This is a genomic window from Priestia sp. TGN 0903 (assembly GCF_050846855.1).
Classification (GTDB): domain Bacteria; phylum Bacillota; class Bacilli; order Bacillales; family Bacillaceae_H; genus Priestia; species Priestia zanthoxyli.
In genome coordinates this window covers 1-14,488 of the sequence record NZ_JBOZGL010000005.1, presented here as the reverse complement: position 1 = coordinate 14,488, position 14,488 = coordinate 1, and the positions used below count along the sequence as shown (strand labels likewise).

Genomic DNA, 14,488 nt, shown 5'->3' with positions numbered 1-14,488 from the left:
TCAACACCTTCTTTTGCGTCTATTAAGACGATTTTTTTGTTCGAACTTTTGGTAAAATTTTTGAAAGAGGCACACTTTTTTCACGTGTCCATGTTGTTTCATCTTCCGGATCGAACTGATCTAGAAAATTGATGACCTCTTTTGTGATTGGAGTAGGGGTAGATGCGCCTGCCGTAACAGCTACGGTTTTCGCGTTCATCAACCATTCGATCTGAAGCTCTGAGATGTCACCGATGCGATATGCCTCAGTGCCGGCAATCTCCATTGATACTTGAGCTAGACGGTTTGAATTGTTACTTTTAGGATCTCCTACTACGATTGTAACATCTGCTTCACCTGCTTGCTCAGCTACAGCTTCTTGGCGAACTTGTGTAGCTAAACAAATTTCCTTGTGAACTTCAGCGTGCGGATATTTTTCTTTTACTTTTTCCATGACATCTGCAACGTCCCACTGACTCATTGTTGTCTGATTGGTTACAATGACTTTTTCACGTTGAATATTTAAATGGGCTACGTCTTCTGCTTTTTCAATTAAATGAACGATATCTGGTGCGATGCCAAGTGCACCTTCTGGCTCAGGATGATTTCTTTTTCCGATATAAATAACGTCATAACCTTCTTTTTCTTTTTGGCGAATAAGGTCGTGGGTTTTTGTAACATCCGGACATGTAGCATCGATTGTTGTTAAACCTTTTTCTTTTGCTCGTTCTTTTACTTCTGGAGATACTCCGTGCGCCGTAAAAATAACGGTTCCTTCATTTATTTGGTCTAAGATTTCTAGGCGATTAGCACCGTCCAGTGTGATAATGCCGTCCTCTTCAAACGCATCTGTAACGTGTTTATTATGAACAATCATTCCTAAGATATAGATTGGTCGAGGCAATGATTTATCTAAAGCGGCGTTTCGTGCAATGACCATTGCGTCTACTACACCATAACAATAGCCGCGCGGTGCGATTTTAATAACTTTCATTTCAATTTCCTCCTCATCATAATCCTGACGAGCAATTCAACTCGCTTCTATTATATAAAAGAGGAAGGAAGAATACAAAGATATTCTTTTTTTACTTACTGTCTTTACTTACGGAACTAGCAGATTTATCAAATATAAAGTTTTGGTTTAGACACTCGATCTCTAGAGGAAAGTTCAATTTCTTCTTCGAAGAAATCCAGCTCATCATCAGATGAATCCGTGCTTTCTGCGCCTGTTGACAAAACCTTACTGTCTTTGCTTTCATCAGTTTCAGCAACCTCTGTTCCTTCTGCTTCGAGTACTTCATCTGTATCGTCACTTGAGCGCAGGGCTTGATAGATTTTCCATAGAGAAGGAGCATTTTTGACAAGAGGTCCGTATTGTTGAATCATAGGTCCCATCGTTTCCGCAGCTTTTAATACTCGCTGAACATTTCCCATCATGGAGCTTAAGTTAGCAGGGTTCGTTAAACCTTGCAAACCTCCAAGCAGGGAAGAAGAGTTGGTCGCTCCTGCAGCACCTTGGGCTCCTGAAAGGCCTGAAAACAAAGAACCTCGAGGAGCAGCAGCTGCTGCTTGTTGAAAGGGGATGTTTCTATTCCCGCCTCTTCGGAATAGGCGAGTTAAGAAGTTACCTCCTCCACGGTTCAGGCCTTGCTGATTCGGGTAAAATGATTGTTGAGCATTTGTTTGCTGGGCAAAGTTACGAAACTGCTGTAATGGATTAAATTGGCCAAAGTTACCAGGTTGTTGCCCAAAACCGTTTTGCGGTGGCATTCCTGGCATCATTCTTCTTTGCATACCGGGTGGAAATGGTGGTCTTCGCTGTAGCAAAGGACGCACCTCCTTTAGTAAAGTAGATTTTCTTTTACTATCGTATGCAACTCGCGATAAAATGTTTTTGAAACAGGTAATAAGTTTTAGTAATATGAATGAGAAGTAGTCACAGAAGGAAAAATCGATTATAATCATATATTGTGCCTTAAAAGATGAACGTGAATGTAAAAAAGGAGACTATTATGGAAAAAACAAACTTTGAACGTTTTGAGTTTCAACCATTTTTAATAGAAGCAATTAAACAATTAGGTTTTTATCAGCCTACAGAGATTCAAGAGCGCTTAATTCCTTCCGTTTTAAAAGGGGAAAGTGTAATTGGTCAGTCACAAACAGGGACGGGCAAAACACACGCTTATTTGTTGCCTTTACTTGAAAAGGTAGATCCTAAAAAAGAAGAAGTACAAGTTGTAATTACCGCTCCAACTCGTGAGCTTGCTTCTCAAATTTATCAAGAAGTCTTAAAGCTAACAAAACACAGTGCTGAAGGAGAAGAAATTTCAGCAAAATGTTTTATCGGCGGTACAGATAAGCAGCGTACAATCGACAAATTAAAGAAACAGCCTCAAGTGGTTGTAGGAACACCGGCTCGTTTGTTTGATTTAGTAAATGAAAAAGCGTTAGTTGTGTATACAACTAAGGCGTTAGTAGTAGACGAAGCTGATTTAATGCTTGATATGGGATTTTTAGAAGATGTGGACCGTTTGGCAAGCAACATGCCTGAAAAATTACAGATGCTTGTTTTTTCAGCAACGATTCCTGAAAAATTAAAGCCATTCTTAAAAAAATACATGGAAAATCCAAAATTTACGCATGTTTCGCCGAAGCAAGCAGCAGCGGCTAAATTAGAGCATGTATTAGTTCCACTACGTCATCGTAACAAGTTTAAGCTGCTGCACGATATGCTTATTTCGTATAATCCTTATTTAGCTATCGTCTTTACAAATACAAAGAAAATGGCGGACGAAGTAGCAGATGACCTACTGTCTAAAGGCTTAAAAGTAGGAAGAATTCACGGAGACTTATCTCCTCGTGACCGTAAGAAAATGATGAAGCAAATTAATAATTTAGAATTTCAATACGTAGTAGCGACAGATTTAGCAGCTCGCGGTATTGATATTGAAGGGATTTCACACGTTATTAACTTTGAGCTTCCTTCAGATCTAGATTTCTACATTCACCGCGTAGGCCGTACAGCTCGTGCTGGTCATTCTGGAATTGCTGCTACAATCTTCGATGTGGAAGATGAAGATGCAGTAAATAAGCTAGAGAAAATGGGAATCGAGTTTGTAAACAAAGATCTTCAAAAGCAAGAATGGGTTTCTATTGATGACCGTAACCGCCGTAAAAAGCGTGTGAAGAAAGCGGATGAAGTGGGAGAAGAGGCACATCGCTTTATTCAAAAGCCTAAGAAAGTAAAGCCTGGCTATAAGAAAAAACGTGCTCGTGAAATTACAAAGTACGTGCAAAAGAAAAAGCGTAGTGAAAGACGCAACAATCGTTAATCGCAATAGGTTAGAGGTGTAAAAAAGAATGTTGAAAATTGGTTCTCACGTATCGATGAGCGGCAAAAAGATGCTTTTAGGAGCAAGTGAAGAGGCAGCTTCTTATGGAGCAAATACGTTTATGATCTATACAGGCGCTCCACAAAATACTCGTCGCAAAAAGATTGAAGAGCTTAATATTGAAGCTGGTCTTTTGCATATGAAAGAGCATGGAATGAAAGATATTGTTGTACATGCTCCTTATATCATTAATTTAGGGAATACAACAAAGCCCGAAACATTTGAGCTTGGAGTAGATTTCTTAACGTCTGAAATTCAGCGCACCCATGCTCTTGGCGCAAAGCAAATTGTTCTTCATCCAGGGGCTCATGTGGGGGCCGGAGCAGATGCTGGTATTCAGCAAATTATCAACGGTCTAAACGAAGTGTTGACAGCTGATCAAGAAGTTCAAATTGCGCTTGAGACAATGGCTGGAAAAGGAACAGAGTGTGGAAGAAGCTTTGAAGAAATCGCCCAAATTATTGATGGTGTGACGCACAATGAAAAGCTCTCTGTTTGTTTTGACACATGTCACGTACATGATGCTGGTTACGATATCGTTCAAGACTTTGACGGTGTATTAAATGAATTTGACAAAACCGTAGGAATACAGCGAATTAAAGTGCTTCACATCAATGATAGTAAAAATGTATGCGGTGCTCGAAAAGACCGTCATGAAAACATTGGGTTTGGTGAAATCGGATTTGGTGCACTGAATTATATTGTTCATCACCCAGCGTTTAAAGAAGTTCCTAAAATTCTAGAAACTCCTTATGTAGGAGAAGATAAGAAAAATAAAAAAGCGCCATATCAATTGGAAATTGATATGATTCGTGCACAAAGCTTTGATTCAGAATTAAAACAAAAGCTTATGTAATTTCATATGTGATTGAAAGAGGTCATGTCTACAGACATGACCTCTTCTTTTACATTAACTGCTGAAATAATTCGTTCACGCGTCTGGCAGTTTCACGATCTGTTACTTGAGCAATTTGTTTGATTAAATTTCGGCGCTCTTCAAGGTTATAAATATTTACGGGCTGCTGTCTAATGACAGATACAAGGGTGTGTGCCTGCTGATCTGTAATGGGGATGTTGTATTGTTTGCTATACTTTAAAAGCTCTTTCGGGGTAATATTGTTTACTTTCTTATTGACAATCTGCTGTACAATTTTCATATGATTACCTCCTCGTCATATACAGTTTATGAATAAAAAAGAAAGATGTGACTATATTGTGTAATAAAACAACATTTTGAGTCGGATGAACCTACGGGGGTAAGAAAGCGAAAGAGTGAAACGGCTTAGTTTACAAATAAAAGACAATCCTGTATACTACATTAATGACTAAATCGTAATGATTCTGAGAAAGTAAATGGGTAACGGAGTATACGATAGAAACCGTGCCCTCTTTTGTATGGAGAAATATAAAAAAAGAATGGTGAGGCGCATATGAATACACCTGATATCATTGAAATTGATCATTTATCATTTCAATATGATGGAGTGAATGTATTAGAAGATATAAGTTTTTCAATTCCAAAAGGAGCTTTTTTGGGGCTCGTTGGTCCAAATGGTTCTGGGAAATCAACGCTAATCAAATGTTTGCTTGGTTTGCAAAAACCATCTCAAGGTTCAATTCGTTTATTTGGAAAAGATCAGAGAAGGTTTAAAGAACGAAGTAAAATTGGATATGTATCGCAAAAAGCGAATAGTTTCAACAGCGGCTTTCCTGCTACCGTTTTTGAAGTGGTTTCCACGGGCCTTACTTCAAAACTAGGTTTGTTTCGCTTTATGAATGCTTCTCATAAACAAAAGGTAAAAGAAGCGGTAGAAGCAGTGGGGATGAGCGAATTTTTAAATCGAAACATAGGAGAGCTATCCGGTGGTCAGCAGCAGCGAATTTTTATTGCACGCGCGCTTGTAAGTGAGCCCGAGCTGTTAATTTTAGATGAGCCTACGGTCGGAGTGGATGCACAAAATGTATACACTTTTTATGAGCTTCTTGAAAAGTTAAATAAAGAAAAAGGAATTACGCTTGTGCTTGTTACTCACGATATTGGAACTGTCTCGGAAAAAGTAACCCACGTTGCTTGTTTAAATAAATTTTTACACTTTCATGGGAATGCCAAAGAATTCGAACAGCTTTGTGAACATGACGTATCTATGTTTTATGGTCATAATGTTCATGTGTTAACCCATGATCATCATCATGGAGGGCAGCACGTATGATAAGCAGTTTATTTCAATTTGAGTTTTTGCGAAATGCATTTTTAACAGGTATGATTATTGGCGTCTTAGCTCCTTTATTGGGCACGTTCATCGTAGTAAGACGTCTTTCTTTAATTGCAGACGCGTTAAGTCACGTGACGCTAGCCGGAATTTCTGCGAGCTTGCTTCTTAGTCAGAAAATAGGGTTTATGCAAGGAGTGAACCCCGTCTATTTAGGAATGGTGTCTTCCGTTACAGGGGCTCTTTTTATCGAGAAGCTTCGAGGGGTCTACAAGCACTATCAAGAGCTGGCCATTCCGATTATTTTATCGGGCGGAATTGGTATTAGTGCAATTTGTATCTCGCTGGCAGACGGTTTTAATAATGATTTAATGAATTATTTGTTTGGAAGCGTGAGTGCAGTTAGTCGTTCGGATCTTTGGACAGTTGTTGTCATAGCCGTATTTGTAATAGCTATTGTCTTTTTCTTATATAAAGAATTATTTATTTTATCTTTTGACGAGGAGCATGCTTCTGCTTCTGGAATTAAATCGAAGTGGATGCACTTTTTATTTATCGTGATGGTTGCTCTTGTCATTGCTGTATCGATGCGTATCGTCGGTATTCTATTGGTGTCATCGCTTATGACTCTTCCTGTAGCAGCAAGCATTCGCTTAGCTAGAGGCTTTAAACAAACGATTCTGCTTTCGGTGATTTTTGGTGAAATATCTGTTTTAGGCGGATTATTTTCAGCGTACTACTTGGATTTAGCACCAGGCGGTACAATTGTTGTCATTGCTGTTGTTATTTTAATCATATCTATTATGATTAATAAAGGACGGAAGGGGAAACAAAAATGAATTTAACTGAAGCCATTCATTTATTAAAAGATCAAGGATATAAACATACAGGAAAACGTGAAGAAATGCTTGCCTTGTTTTCAAAATCAAATAAGTACTTAACGGCAAAAGATGTATTAGAATATATGAAGCCTGATTATCCTGGTCTAAGTTTTGATACAATCTACCGTAATTTATCATTATTTGTAGAGTTAGGCGTACTTGAAATGACGGAGCTTTCGAGCGAAAAGCACTTTCGATTTAAATGTGCAACTGCTCATCATCATCACCACTTCATTTGTTTAGATTGTGGAAAAACAAAAGAAATTGAAGCTTGTCCGATGGAGTATGTAGACGAGGATTTGCGAGGGTATAATATTACAGGCCATAAATTCGAAATTTACGGTCAATGTATAGAATGTAATCAATAAAAAAGAGAGGGTGCTATGCACCTCTCTTTTTTATTTTTGCTGTTCTTTTAACCAGTCGGCTACCCACTGATCTGCTTCTAGCCAGTTATATACGCGAACCACTCCTTTTGGAACAGGTAAGCGATTATAAGGAGTATCAAATAAGATAACGGGAATATTGCATTCTTCACTGATTTCACAAGCATTATCATGTTTGTCTTCAAAAAAGATATCAACATCGTATCGTTTTGCTGTCTCAACTTTAAAATGAGAGCCGACTAACTCAATGTGATGAAACGATAGCTCATTTTTTTGAAACCATTCTTCCGTGACGTCCAATAGCTGATCGTGCCTTGCACTAATAAAGAATAATTTGTGCTTTTGATGCCACTTTTGCAAAACCGCTTTTGCATCGTCTGCAAGTGGAGAGGTTTCGTAAATAGAGCGTTCATTTGCTTTAAACCATTTCCCGAGTTCTGCAGGTGATACATTTACAAAAGGGCTGAAATCATATTCTGTAATATCTTCAAGTGTTAAATTTAAGTTAAAGGCTTTATTTAAATGAGGAACAAAAGTTTCAGGAGAGGTAACAGTTCCATCAATGTCAATTCCAAACTTTTTTGTCAACTACGTGCACTCCTTTAATACGTTTATTCTACTTAGGTGCTTGATTATTCTTGTCTAGTGTAACATAAAGCCTAAAGAGAAACAGTAATACTTTTTATACTCCTTAAGAAAAAAGATAAGGATGATTATACGGTGTGGGAATCGTGCAGGTATCTATTTTTGCAAGAAAATGAGCAGCTGTATAAGATTAACACTTATAATTTTTTCTCGCATTCAGATACTATAAATGCTCCTTATTTACGAAAGCGAGGGATTAAGCATGGAGAATGAAGAACAAAGGCGTAGAAAAGATGTATATGAAGCTGATTTCATGGAAGAAACTGCAGCTGAAGTGGGCGTTCCTTACCGAGTAGGAGAGCCACATGCAGAGCGTGAAGTTATAGATATTGACCGCAATCGCAATCATGAAGTCGCTGGACGAGGAGAAGGAACGGGATACGGTCGTTTCGCACTCGTGCTTTCGATTCTTTCACTATTCTTTTTACCAATTATTCTTGGTGCCGCTGGGATTATTCTAGGGTTTATCGCACGCAGAAAAGGAGCACTTACGCTAGGAGCATGGGCAATAGGGATCGGAGTTGTATCGATTATTGTCGGTACGTTTATATTACCGTTCTTTTCATAAAAAAAGCGAGGCGCATATGCGCCTCGCTTTTTTTGGTTATGATTTAGCTGCAGCTTTTTCAGCTTCTTGCTTTGCGTGATATTCAGCAGCAATTTTATCAATTTCTTTTTTTAGTTCCTCAACCATTGTTTCTTCCGGAACTTTGCGTACGATTTCACCTTTGCGGAATAGAAGACCTTCACCGCGTGCTCCTGCAATCCCGATATCAGCTTCACGAGCTTCGCCAGGACCGTTTACAGCGCAGCCAAGTACCGCTACTTTAATCGGTGCTTTTACAGTTGAAATATACTCTTCAACTTCATTAGCAATGCTAATTAAATCAATTTCAATACGTCCGCAAGTTGGGCAAGAAATAAGCGTTGCAGCATTGGAAGCTAAACCGAATGATTTTAGCAACTCGCGTGCAACTTTTACTTCTTCTACAGGATCCGCACTTAAAGAAATACGTAATGTATTTCCGATTCCTTTAGACAAAATAGCGCCAAGACCTGCTGCACTTTTTACAGTTCCCGCAAATAATGTACCCGATTCTGTAATTCCTAAGTGAAGAGGGTAGTCAAAAGCTTGAGCAGCTTTTTCATATGCTTCAATTGCCAAGTTAACATCGGATGCTTTCATTGAAACGATGATGTCATGGAAATCAAGGTCTTCTAAAATTTTAATGTGATGAAGTGCACTTTCTACCATGCCATCTGCTGTCGGATAGCCGTATTTATCTAAAATACGTTTTTCCAGTGAACCGGCGTTAACTCCAATACGAATTGGAATATTTTTAGCTTTTGCAGCATTTACAACAGCTTCCACTTTCTCACGGCGTCCAATATTACCTGGGTTGATACGGATTTTATCCGCTCCGCCTTCAATTGCTTTTAACGCTAAGCGATAGTCAAAATGAATATCTACAACTAATGGAATGTTAATGCGTTTTTTAATTTCAGGGATTGCATCTGCTGCGCGCTCATCTGGACAAGCAACACGAACAACTTGGCATCCTGCTTCTTCTAAACGTTTAATTTCTGCAACCGTTGCTTCAACATCATGTGTTTTAGTGGTTGTCATACTTTGAATAACTAATTCGTTACTGCCCCCAATTGTTAAATCTCCAACTTTAACGGGGCGTGTTTTTGTACGATGTATAATTTCACTCACGTGATAATCTCTCCTTCAAAATGAAATCAAGAATTTGAATTCATTAATAGAATAACTCTTTATGAACAAAATAACTAGTAGAAAGTACTACCTTAGCTATTTTAACAATGACTATCCCATCTTGACAAGAAGAATGCTGTCATTACTTGTAAATAGAGAACTTATACGTTTTTCCAATTTGAATATCTTCAGGCGCTGTACCGTTATTTAACTTCTTAAAGTCTTTAATCATTTGGTTCATAGAAACCGGTATCGATTTTTTTGTAAGCTCTTCAATGACGGACAAAACTGTATCGCCTGGCTTAATTTTTATTTTTGTATAGGTGGAAGAAGAGCTGGCGGCTTTTGTTTCTGCAGGCTGCGCTTTGCTGACTTGAACTGCTTCAGTCGCAGTAGGAATGGTCCCGTATTTAATGTCGTAGTGACAAATATATCCGATAAAAGCGAAAGTGGCTAATGCACATAGCTTTTTCATTATGCTCCTCCTTCATTCTTTTGCTTATGTGTAAAGCCTATGCTTGTCTTACTTAAATATGATTGGAGAACGAAAATTGAAAGAAAAATTAATGATTGTTTCATTAGGCTTATTGCCTTTAATCATGGTGCTGGGAAATTCCATGCTCATTCCTCTGCTGCCAAGCATTCAAAAGTCACTTCACTTAAGTGGAGTCCAAACCAGTTTGATACTGAGTGTATTTTCGATTCCGGCTGCATTGTGTATTCCTGCGGTAGGAATTCTATCAGATCGATATGGACGTAAAAAATTAATTATGTATTCCCTCATCGTGATGATAATCGGTAGCCTTGTCGCTGCTAGTAGCGCTTTGGTCTCTTCTGGAAGCTTTGCTGTGTTGATGGCTGGAAGAGTGATTCAAGGGATTGGCGCTGCTGGTACTACAACGTTGGCAATGGCATTAACTGGAGATGTATTTACAGGGGAAAAAAGAGCAAAAGTCCTTGGGATTTTAGAAGTATATAATGGAGCTGGAAAAGTGGTTGCACCTATAATTGGAGCAACGGCGGCACTCGTTGTATGGTATGCCGCATTTTTTGTGTATCCTTTAGCTGCAGGTGCTGCTTTAGTAGGTATAGCCATGTATGTGAGAGAAGCGAAAACAGGTTCAGATTCAGTATCTGTTGGAGAGTATTTAAAGAGAGCCATTGGGATCGTCTATGATAAAAGAAAATCGCTTTTTCCTTTATTCTTTGTCGGGGGACTGGGGTTGTTTTTATTATTTGGCATTTTATATTACTTATCTTTTTTAATAGAGGAAACGTATCATATAGACGGTTTTTTCAAAGGAACCGCTTTTTTATTTCCTCTTGGCGCGATGACGCTCGTTTCTTATTGGACCGGTCAGCGAATCAAAACAGATGTAGTGCTCATGAAAAAATTGATGATAGTAGGAATGATTCTTTTATTCGTAATGTTTGGAGTATTAACGGTGATTTATACGCTTCCTGTGCTGATGTTTTGTTTGACAGTCGCCTTTGGCGGCTTAGGATTTGTTCTTCCTTGTATTAATATGATGATTACTTCAGCGGCTTCAGACGAAGAAAGAGGATTTATTGTATCCATTTATGGAACGGTGAGATTTTTAGGAGTAGCGTTGGGACCCGTTGTTTTTGAAGTGTGGATGCATACTGAAAGGCTGATGTTTATTTATAGCTTTAGTTTGCTCGCAGCAGGAGGTTTGTGGGTTTTGTATCAGTTGAAAATTTTTTCTTCTGCAATGGGGAGAAGAAAAGTTGTACAGAAATAAAGAGGCTGGGACAAAAGTATGTTAGTTGAAGAAGCTCCGAACAAATTTGATTCTTGATCAAGAATTAAATTCGTTCGGAGCTTTTCATTGGCAGGGTAAACATAGATTTTATGTATGTAGGTGCTTCTAGCCGTTGATTGGATTCATTTCGTTATGTTTCAATCGCTTTATTAGGTTTTACCTTTTTTCTCATAGGAACCCTTGTGACGAGCAATAAGTAAATGAAGAACGTTCCTATCCAGTAAAGAGAGCTATGTGTTGCTAGAGACAAAGAAAAAGCTTCAAAAAGCGTATAAAGCAGCGTGAAGGCTACCGTACTATAAGCGCTCAGTGCCCATAGCTGTTTGAAAGGAAGCTGCTTCTTAGTGATGAGTCCAATCAGTTTTCCAAGATAAGCAAGGCAGGTAATAGAAAGGAAGTTTAGTCCAGATGTTAATACGTACAGTAAAAGCATAGCGATAGGGACAAGTATGTATAAAGAAAATTTTTGTTCGTGCAGCAAGTTTAACAGTTCATTTTTATCTTTATGATGCCAGTTTAGCAACTCATATGAATACGTTTGTGTTTGTGAATTAGTCGTGATGTAAATTCCATCCTTTAAAAAACCAATTGCATGAGCAGGGGAATGAAACCGTTCAATAGACTGTGAGGGGTCTAAAATAAAAGCGGTACCGTTTACTTTTTTTGTGAAAGGTTGGCTTGACGTAAGCTGTGAATTTGAAATAGAAAAAGAAGAAACCGATTTCGGAAGCTCTGTTGTAGCAATGTGATAGCCGTTTACAATTGTCAACGTCATAAAGAAAAATGTAGGCAGCAAAGAAATAAGTGTTAAAAACAATATGAAGCCAATGGTTTTGTTTGTATGCTCAAAGCGAAGAGACCTCATTTTTTGAAAGGAAGTAAGACTCCATCCCATCTTTTTTAACATGATTATTGTAAACCCTCCTTTTATTAAAAAATTCTAACTATAATTTATTCTATAGCGGAAATTCAAGGTTTACAATAGATTCTAGAAATCGTTTCCAATTACAATGTAAATATACTGTTAAGTTATTGTAAACATTAGCGTAAAAACGTTTACAGTGCTTTTAAGATTCGTTAATAATAGTGAGGACTTCTCTATGTCGTTAGAAAAAAATCAAGGAGTTGAGGTGTTTGGAACTAGATGTTCAAAAAATGATTTTTGAATTTATCGGTGGACTCGGAATCTTTTTATTCGGGATTAAGTTCATGGGAGATGGGTTGCAAAAATCAGCAGGAGATAGATTGCGCGATATTTTAGACAGATTCACAACTAATCCGTTTATGGGAGTTCTAGCAGGTATTCTGGTTACCGTTCTTATTCAGAGCAGCTCAGGAACCACTGTTATTACGGTAGGCTTAGTAAGTGCCGGTTTTATGACTTTGCGCCAAGCTATAGGGGTTATTATGGGCGCAAATATCGGTACGACAGTTACAGCTTTTATAATCGGAATTGACATTTCGAGCTACGCTCTTCCTATTCTCGCAGTGGGAGCGATTTTACTCTTTTTCTTTAAAAGTAAACCTGTTCAAAATTTTGGTCAAATCGCTTTTGGGTTTGGAATGTTATTCTTTGGTCTAGAGCTTATGGGAAGCGGGATGAAGCCGCTTCGCTCACTTCAACAGTTTCATGATTTAACTGTAAGCATGAGTGATAATCCGATTTTAGGAGTTGTAATTGGCACTTTATTTACGGTGATTGTGCAAAGCTCTAGCGCTACTATCGGAATTCTACAAGAACTTTTTGGACAGGGCGCTATTGATATACATGCCGCGCTGCCTGTATTGTTTGGAGACAACATTGGTACGACTATTACCGCTATTTTAGCTTCAATCGGGGCAAGTGTGGCAGCAAGAAGGGCTGCTTTAACGCACGTAATGTTCAACTTAATTGGTACAACTATCTTTTTAATTATCTTGCCGTTATTTACTCGTCTTGTGGAGTACTTGAGAGAGACGATGGGCTTAAACCCAGAAATGACGATTGCATTTGCTCATGGTCTCTTTAACACAACCAATACAATTATTCAGTTCCCTCTTATCGGTCTGCTTGCGTTAATTGTTACAAAGCTGATTCCTGGTGAAGATGCTGTTATAGACTTTAAACCTAAACATCTTGATCCTATTTTTATTGAACAGTCTTCTTCAATTGCTCTTGGGCAGGCAAAAGCAGAGCTTATTCGTATGGGAGAATTCGCGACGATTGGGTTAGAAGAAGCCAATAGTTATTTGAAGACGCGCCATCCTAAACATTCTGATGCTACTATGCAAATTGAAAATGCCATTAACAATTTAGATAAAAAAATCACGAATTATTTAGTGTTGTTATCCCGCTCTTCCATGTCAGAAGCTGAAAGCGAAGAGCATTCTGTGCTTCTAGATACTGCGCGAGATATTGAGCGTATTGGCGATCATTTTGAAAATATCATTGAACTTGTTGATTATCAAATTACAAATAAGGTGAAAATGACAAAAGAAGCTAATACCGACTTAGCTGATATGTTCGAATTGACTATTGTAACAGTTAAAGAAGCTGTTTTTGCTTTAGAAAAAGTAGATAGAGAAAAAGCAGTCCAGGTCATTCAAAAAGAAGAGCAGATTGATGCAATGGAGCGTCTGCTTCGTAAGAAGCACATTTTACGTCTAAATGAAAATGTATGTACAGGTTCTGCTGCTATTGTTTTTGTCGATATCATTAGCAATTTAGAACGAATTGGAGATCATGCTGTTAATATTGCGGAAGCGGTACTCGGAGATCGCTATCTAAAGACATATTCAAAGGTAAAATAAAGAAAGGCCTTGCTCATGCAAGGCCTTTCTTTATAAGAGTGGTTATTGTATGATAAATAGTAATAATAAAAAGGATAGGTGCGGGCATGGCTATTTTATGTTGGGCATTAGTTATCATTAGCTTTGTTGTATCGTTTGTTGGGTTGGTTTATCCCATCATCCCAAGCGTGCTATTTGTAGCGCTAGGATTTGTCATATACGGTTTATTTTATGATTTTAGCTCCTATAGCTGGTTATTTTGGGTGATACAAGGATTGTTAGTTGTCGCACTTTTTTTAGCAGACTATATCGCTAATATTATTGGTGTGAAAAAATTCGGAGGCACTAAAGCAGGCGTTTGGGGAAGTACAGTTGGATTGCTTGTGGGTCCGTTTGTTATTCCGGGATTTGGAATTATTTTAGGGCCGTTTATCGGAGCGATTGTAGGAGAACTGATTGTTCATCGGACCACAATTAGCAACGCAGTAAAAATTGGAGTAGGTTCGGTTATTGGCTTTTTTAGTGGCGCTATCTCGAAAGGATTTATTCAACTGTTGATGATTGCCTATTTTTTATACGCTGTTTTAAAATAATATATTGACTTTAGGCCAGAAACATGTTAAATTTTTAATGTCGCTAGTAAATGTTATATTGTTCCACAGTAGCTCAGTGGTAGAGCTATCGGCTGTTAACCGATCGGTCGTAGGTTCGAGTCCTACCTGTGG

The 14,488-nt window shown here is 38.3% G+C and carries 16 protein-coding genes; 9 read left to right on the top strand and 7 right to left on the bottom strand.

Translation table 11 applies throughout. The annotated features are described in order from the left end of the window. Nucleotides 1–22 precede the first annotated feature (22 nt). Entirely contained in the window at nucleotides 23–973 is a 951-nt protein-coding gene (locus tag ACRPLY_RS17560; protein WP_028411638.1) for a 4-hydroxy-3-methylbut-2-enyl diphosphate reductase, read from the bottom strand. A gap of 128 nt (nucleotides 974–1,101) precedes the next feature. Continuing rightward, nucleotides 1,102–1,815, bottom strand: a complete 714-nt coding sequence (locus ACRPLY_RS17555; RefSeq protein ID WP_223546251.1) for a YqfQ family protein — start codon at nucleotides 1,813–1,815, stop codon at nucleotides 1,102–1,104. 176 nt (nucleotides 1,816–1,991) lie between these two features. Between ACRPLY_RS17555 and ACRPLY_RS17550 the strand changes: the two genes are divergently transcribed. Beyond that, complete coding sequence (locus ACRPLY_RS17550) at nucleotides 1,992–3,311, top strand: DEAD/DEAH box helicase (protein WP_013059212.1); 1,320 nt, start codon at nucleotides 1,992–1,994, stop codon at nucleotides 3,309–3,311. 28 nt (nucleotides 3,312–3,339) lie between these two features. After that, nucleotides 3,340–4,227, top strand: coding sequence for a deoxyribonuclease IV (locus tag ACRPLY_RS17545; protein WP_028411635.1), 888 nt, complete (start codon nucleotides 3,340–3,342; stop codon nucleotides 4,225–4,227). A gap of 49 nt (nucleotides 4,228–4,276) precedes the next feature. Here the strand turns inward: ACRPLY_RS17545 and ACRPLY_RS17540 are convergent, their stop codons facing one another. Further along, nucleotides 4,277–4,528, bottom strand: a complete 252-nt coding sequence (locus tag ACRPLY_RS17540) for a DUF2624 domain-containing protein (protein ID WP_013059210.1) — start codon at nucleotides 4,526–4,528, stop codon at nucleotides 4,277–4,279. Between the two features lie 273 nt (nucleotides 4,529–4,801). Between ACRPLY_RS17540 and ACRPLY_RS17535 the strand changes: the two genes are divergently transcribed. Genes ACRPLY_RS17535 through ACRPLY_RS17525 form a run of 3 tightly spaced genes read left to right on the top strand, consistent with a single transcriptional unit; the run spans nucleotide 4,802 to nucleotide 6,830 of the window. Further along, entirely contained in the window at nucleotides 4,802–5,581 is a 780-nt protein-coding gene (locus ACRPLY_RS17535; RefSeq protein WP_028411634.1) for a metal ABC transporter ATP-binding protein, read from the top strand. Next, the gene (locus tag ACRPLY_RS17530) at nucleotides 5,578–6,420 is read left to right on the top strand and encodes a metal ABC transporter permease (protein ID WP_028411633.1); all 843 of its coding nucleotides are present in this window, start codon (nucleotides 5,578–5,580) and stop codon (nucleotides 6,418–6,420) included. Before ACRPLY_RS17535 ends, ACRPLY_RS17530 begins: the two co-directional genes overlap by 4 nt. Next, complete coding sequence (locus ACRPLY_RS17525) at nucleotides 6,417–6,830, top strand: Fur family transcriptional regulator (RefSeq protein ID WP_013059207.1); 414 nt, start codon at nucleotides 6,417–6,419, stop codon at nucleotides 6,828–6,830. The genes ACRPLY_RS17530 and ACRPLY_RS17525 overlap by 4 nt, the downstream gene beginning before the upstream one ends. 30 nt (nucleotides 6,831–6,860) lie before the next feature. Here the strand turns inward: ACRPLY_RS17525 and ACRPLY_RS17520 are convergent, their stop codons facing one another. Beyond that, complete coding sequence (locus ACRPLY_RS17520) at nucleotides 6,861–7,436, bottom strand: 5' nucleotidase, NT5C type (RefSeq protein ID WP_432232074.1); 576 nt, start codon at nucleotides 7,434–7,436, stop codon at nucleotides 6,861–6,863. 259 nt (nucleotides 7,437–7,695) lie between these two features. Between ACRPLY_RS17520 and ACRPLY_RS17515 the strand changes: the two genes are divergently transcribed. After that, a complete protein-coding gene (locus tag ACRPLY_RS17515; RefSeq protein ID WP_013059205.1) occupies nucleotides 7,696–8,061 on the top strand; it encodes a hypothetical protein in 366 nt (121 codons plus the stop codon). A gap of 36 nt (nucleotides 8,062–8,097) precedes the next feature. Here ACRPLY_RS17515 and ispG read toward each other — a convergent pair whose 3' ends face one another. Both ispG and ACRPLY_RS17505 read right to left on the bottom strand, forming a co-directional pair. After that, nucleotides 8,098–9,201, bottom strand: a complete 1,104-nt coding sequence (gene ispG, locus ACRPLY_RS17510) for a flavodoxin-dependent (E)-4-hydroxy-3-methylbut-2-enyl-diphosphate synthase (RefSeq protein WP_201763664.1) — start codon at nucleotides 9,199–9,201, stop codon at nucleotides 8,098–8,100. Between the two features lie 151 nt (nucleotides 9,202–9,352). Then, nucleotides 9,353–9,685, bottom strand: a complete 333-nt coding sequence (locus tag ACRPLY_RS17505; protein ID WP_432232073.1) for a hypothetical protein — start codon at nucleotides 9,683–9,685, stop codon at nucleotides 9,353–9,355. Nucleotides 9,686–9,761: 76 nt separating this feature from the next. Here ACRPLY_RS17505 and ACRPLY_RS17500 point away from each other — a divergent pair, with 76 nt between their 5' ends. Beyond that, complete coding sequence (locus ACRPLY_RS17500) at nucleotides 9,762–10,973, top strand: MFS transporter (RefSeq protein WP_028411629.1); 1,212 nt, start codon at nucleotides 9,762–9,764, stop codon at nucleotides 10,971–10,973. 151 nt (nucleotides 10,974–11,124) lie between these two features. Here ACRPLY_RS17500 and ACRPLY_RS17495 read toward each other — a convergent pair whose 3' ends face one another. Further along, nucleotides 11,125–11,901, bottom strand: a complete 777-nt coding sequence (locus ACRPLY_RS17495; protein WP_205689537.1) for a DUF1189 domain-containing protein — start codon at nucleotides 11,899–11,901, stop codon at nucleotides 11,125–11,127. A 227-nt stretch (nucleotides 11,902–12,128) separates the two neighbouring features. Here ACRPLY_RS17495 and ACRPLY_RS17490 point away from each other — a divergent pair, with 227 nt between their 5' ends. Together ACRPLY_RS17490 and ACRPLY_RS17485 are read left to right on the top strand one after the other, a co-directional pair. Then, nucleotides 12,129–13,784: a Na/Pi cotransporter family protein gene (locus ACRPLY_RS17490; RefSeq protein ID WP_176343412.1), complete on the top strand. Its 1,656-nt coding sequence runs from the start codon at nucleotides 12,129–12,131 to the stop codon at nucleotides 13,782–13,784. A gap of 86 nt (nucleotides 13,785–13,870) precedes the next feature. After that, complete coding sequence (locus tag ACRPLY_RS17485; RefSeq protein WP_028411626.1) at nucleotides 13,871–14,356, top strand: DUF456 domain-containing protein; 486 nt, start codon at nucleotides 13,871–13,873, stop codon at nucleotides 14,354–14,356. Nucleotides 14,357–14,488 lie beyond the last annotated feature (132 nt).

Excerpts from the sequence above, each read along its gene's own strand:
- ACRPLY_RS17525 (WP_013059207.1), top strand. The coding sequence starts at position 6,417 with ATGAATTTAACTGAAGCCATTCATTTATTAAAAGATCAAGGATATAAA.
- ACRPLY_RS17545 (WP_028411635.1), top strand. The coding sequence starts at position 3,340 with ATGTTGAAAATTGGTTCTCACGTATCGATGAGCGGCAAAAAGATGCTT.
- ACRPLY_RS17550 (WP_013059212.1), top strand. The coding sequence starts at position 1,992 with ATGGAAAAAACAAACTTTGAACGTTTTGAGTTTCAACCATTTTTAATA.
- ACRPLY_RS17515 (WP_013059205.1), top strand. The coding sequence starts at position 7,696 with ATGGAGAATGAAGAACAAAGGCGTAGAAAAGATGTATATGAAGCTGAT.
- ACRPLY_RS17535 (WP_028411634.1), top strand. The coding sequence starts at position 4,802 with ATGAATACACCTGATATCATTGAAATTGATCATTTATCATTTCAATAT.
- ACRPLY_RS17540 (WP_013059210.1), bottom strand. The coding sequence starts at position 4,528 with ATGAAAATTGTACAGCAGATTGTCAATAAGAAAGTAAACAATATTACC.
- ACRPLY_RS17505 (WP_432232073.1), bottom strand. The coding sequence starts at position 9,685 with ATGAAAAAGCTATGTGCATTAGCCACTTTCGCTTTTATCGGATATATT.
- ACRPLY_RS17560 (WP_028411638.1), bottom strand. The coding sequence starts at position 973 with ATGAAAGTTATTAAAATCGCACCGCGCGGCTATTGTTATGGTGTAGTA.
- ACRPLY_RS17530 (WP_028411633.1), top strand. The coding sequence starts at position 5,578 with ATGATAAGCAGTTTATTTCAATTTGAGTTTTTGCGAAATGCATTTTTA.
- ACRPLY_RS17495 (WP_205689537.1), bottom strand. The coding sequence starts at position 11,901 with ATGTTAAAAAAGATGGGATGGAGTCTTACTTCCTTTCAAAAAATGAGG.
- ACRPLY_RS17485 (WP_028411626.1), top strand. The coding sequence starts at position 13,871 with ATGGCTATTTTATGTTGGGCATTAGTTATCATTAGCTTTGTTGTATCG.